Genomic DNA, 3,538 nt, shown 5'->3' on the forward strand with positions numbered 1-3,538 from the left:
ATTTTCAGATAAGAGTGCAGCTAATAGTGGCTCAGACTCTAAATATTCAAACACTTCTAAAATAGCATCTCTTTTGTGATGAGCATGTTTTTGGAAAATATACTCAAAGGTATGAAATAGCATACTTTGGTAGAGTTCAATCATATCATACTTATCCTTGTAGTGAGTGTAAAAGCTGGAACGACTAATTCCGGCTTTTTCTGCTAACTTGACAGTAGAAATTTGATCAAAGGGCTGGTCCATCAATAATTGAACCATGGCATTTTCGATAATTCGTTTTGTTTTTAAACGTTTGTTACTTTCTTTCATAATTCCTCCTTGTGAACAAAAATAGACTATGTGTCTAAAAAAATATTTTTTACCTTGTAATTTAGATTTTTTGATGTATAATCTATTATATCAAAATTTTAGACAATATGTGTAAAAAAGGAGGGAACATGTTTAAAGAATGGAAAGCAATATTTAAAAAACCGACCTTTATCATTGTAATGATAGGGATTTCTTTCATTCCAGCTCTATACAACATTATATTTTTATCATCCATGTGGGATCCATATGGTCAAGTATCGGAGTTACCTGTGGCAGTTGTCAATAAAGATAAGGAAGCTTCTTATAATGGACAGGCAATGACAATAGGTGAAGACATGGTGTCTAATTTAAAAGAAAATAAGGCTTTAGATTTTCACTTTGTTAATGAAGAGGAAGGAGAAAAAGGACTAGAAGATGGTGACTACTACATGGTAGTGACTTTACCAAGTGACTTATCTGAAAAAGCTACTTCTATCCTAACGAATCATCCTGAACAGATGCAGATTGATTATCAGACGTCAAGTGGGCATAGCTTTATTGCAAGTAAGATGAGTGATTCTGCAATGACACAATTAAAACAAACCGTCTCTACTAATATTACTGAAACGTACACTAAGGCTTTATTTCAAAAAATGAATGATTTGAAGTCTGGAATAAATAAAGCAGCTGAGGGAAGTGAACAATTGGCTAATGGAGCCGATCAGTTGGTGACGGGAAGTCAAACGTTGACGACAAGTCTTAATACTCTAGCTAATTCAACTGTAACTTTTTCAACTGGAGCGGATCAATTTACAAAAGGCTTATCTAGCTATGTGTCTGCTATAGAGCAATTACATACTGGTTTAGGAACTTTTAATAGTGGTTTACAAAGTTATACGAATGCTGTCTCACAAGTTGACACTGGACTTGGTCAATTAGCTTCAAAAACTCCTGAGTTGGTGACAGGTGTAAATCAGCTAAATACAGGTATAAAGTCCTATACAGGTGGCGTTTCACAACTGGATACAGGTCTCAATCAATTTTCAGTTGGTGTAAATGCTTATACAAGTAGTGTGAAAGAACTTTCTAACGGAACAAGTCAATTATCCAATCAATCAGATACACTAAGAGATGGAATGGAGCAATTAAATACTGGTATTAAAGAAATTTCAAGTCAATTAGAGTCCTCATCTCAACAAAGTGAAGAAATAGCGCAATTGGCAACAAGCTTAGGAGAACTAAATAAAACACTACAAGCTCTTACAATATCAGATGACACTCAACTGAAAAGTAAATTTTCAGAAGCTTTGCCAAATCTAACAACTCTTGCACAGGATATTGTGACTAAAAGTCAGACAGAACAAGAGAAAACTATTGCTAACCTTCAATCAACAGCTACTTATCAATCGCTTACAGAGGAACAAAAGAAAGAACTGACAGAAGCTATTTCTAAAAATTCTAATTCTACTATTGAGTCAGCAAAAACAATTTTAACGACAGTAGGAGGATTAAAAGAAAGTATAGAGAATTCAGAACAACAAGTATCTAATCTATCTGATGTGCAGACGAAAGCAAATCAACTCTTACCTGCAGCATCTAGCTCCTTGACAACCTTGTCAAATGGATTTACAACATTACAAACTTCTGTAAATAATCAGTTAGTTCCTGGAAGTCAGTCAATTGAAAAAGGTGTTGTAAACTATACTAAAGGACTGGATACTATTTCTATAGGTGCTAATCAACTAAGTGAAAAGAATGCAAGTTTAACAACTAGTCTAGATAAATTAGTTTCTGGATCAAGTAAGTTGACAGAAAATACATCAACCTTGACAGCTGGAGTAGATGCGCTAGCTGGAAAAACTCCAGAATTAGTATCAGGTATAGAAAGTTTGTCATCTGGTTCTGCTCAATTGAATAATAAGAGTCCAGAGCTGATAGCAGGTATTACTACATTACAATTTGGCTCTGGCCAATTAACAGACAAATCAACACAGTTACTTTCTGCAGCATCTCAACTAGGAAGTGGCGCTATGAAGATTGCAGATGGTGCTGGAAAACTAGCAGATGGTGGAACAACCTTAACCTCTAGTCTTGAAGATTTACAGACAGGAGTTGATTCATTAGGACAAGGATTAGGTAATGCAAATACTCAACTTAAATCAGCTTCGACAGAATCTAAAAATGCAGAAACATTATCTGAACCTCTAGTTCTTTCAAAAACAGATAACGACCAAGTTCCTGTGAATGGGATTGCCATGGCTCCTTATATGATATCAGTTGCTCTTTTTGTTGCTGCTATATCTACCAATATGATTTTTGCTAAGTTGCCTTCTGGACGTCATCCAGAGAGCCGTTGGGCTTGGTTGAAGTCTCGTTCTGAAATAAATGGGATTATAGCTGTCTTAGCAGGTGTTTTAGTTTATGGAGGTGTCCATCTTATTGGATTGACTGCGAACCATGAGATGAGGACCTTGATTCTAATTGTAATCACAAGTTTAGCTTTCATGTCTATGGTGACAGCTTTAACAACTTGGAATAACCGTATAGGAGCTTTCTTCTCTCTTATTTTACTTTTATTACAGTTAGCATCAAGTGCAGGGACCTATCCCCTTGCTTTGACAAATGATTTCTTTAAAGGTGTCAATCCTTGGTTACCAATGAGTTACTCTGTATCAGGTTTACGACAAACAATCTCTATGACAGGAAATATTCATCATCAAGTGATTTTCCTTATTATAACTCTAGCTTTCTTTACTGCTTTAGGTATGCTAGCTTATCAACCTAAGAAAATGGAAGAAGATTAAAAAGATTGGCCAAGGAATTGGTCAATCTTTTTCTGTCTTAGATAAATTTCGTCTGTGATTATAGATCCCAAAAAGAAGAAGGGCAGTTAGTGAGCAGGCTGCTCCAATAACAAAACCATTGGGTATAAAGGAAAGTGTAATGGTGCCTTTTCCCTTTGGAACATCAACTTTCATAAAACCAGTCTGAGCCTGCTTGATTTCAAGTTTTTTCCCATCTTGGAATGCAGACCAACCTTTGTCATAAGGAATAGTGAAGAAAATAGAAGTATCTTGTTTTACTTCATATGTAGCAAATACTTTATTTTTAGAGGTGGATACTTCTACAGGTTGTTCTTTAATCTTTTGAATTGCCTCAGTAAGAGCCTGAGTATCTAAACGATAGAAGGTTGGAGATTCAAATGACACCTGAGAATTTCCAGGGAAACTAACACTGATATTGAAAGTTT

General features: G+C 35.4%; 3 protein-coding genes. 1 reads left to right on the forward strand and 2 read right to left on the reverse strand.

The window, feature by feature from the left end; genetic code table 11:
* Positions 1-309 (reverse strand): TetR/AcrR family transcriptional regulator (locus GMD5S_RS0209475; RefSeq protein ID WP_016893863.1); only part of this gene is annotated, 309 nt, incomplete at its 3' end.
* A gap of 128 nt (positions 310-437) precedes the next feature.
* On the opposite strand from GMD5S_RS0209475, the gene GMD5S_RS0209480 reads away from it, so the two are divergent.
* Complete coding sequence (locus tag GMD5S_RS0209480; RefSeq protein WP_016893864.1) at positions 438-3,092, forward strand: YhgE/Pip domain-containing protein; 2,655 nt, start codon at positions 438-440, stop codon at positions 3,090-3,092.
* A 21-nt stretch (positions 3,093-3,113) separates the two neighbouring features.
* Here GMD5S_RS0209480 and GMD5S_RS0209485 read toward each other — a convergent pair.
* Positions 3,114-3,538, reverse strand: a 425-nt coding sequence (locus GMD5S_RS0209485) for a YfhO family protein (RefSeq protein ID WP_016893865.1), incomplete at its 5' end; no start/stop codon positions are given.

It is taken from the genome of Streptococcus sp. GMD5S, from assembly GCF_000298715.2.
Lineage (GTDB): Bacteria > Bacillota > Bacilli > Lactobacillales > Streptococcaceae > Streptococcus.

Bases quoted from the DNA above. Each gene is read 5' to 3' on its own strand.
- GMD5S_RS0209480 (WP_016893864.1), top strand. From the start codon at position 438: ATGTTTAAAGAATGGAAAGCAATATTTAAAAAACCGACCTTTATCATT.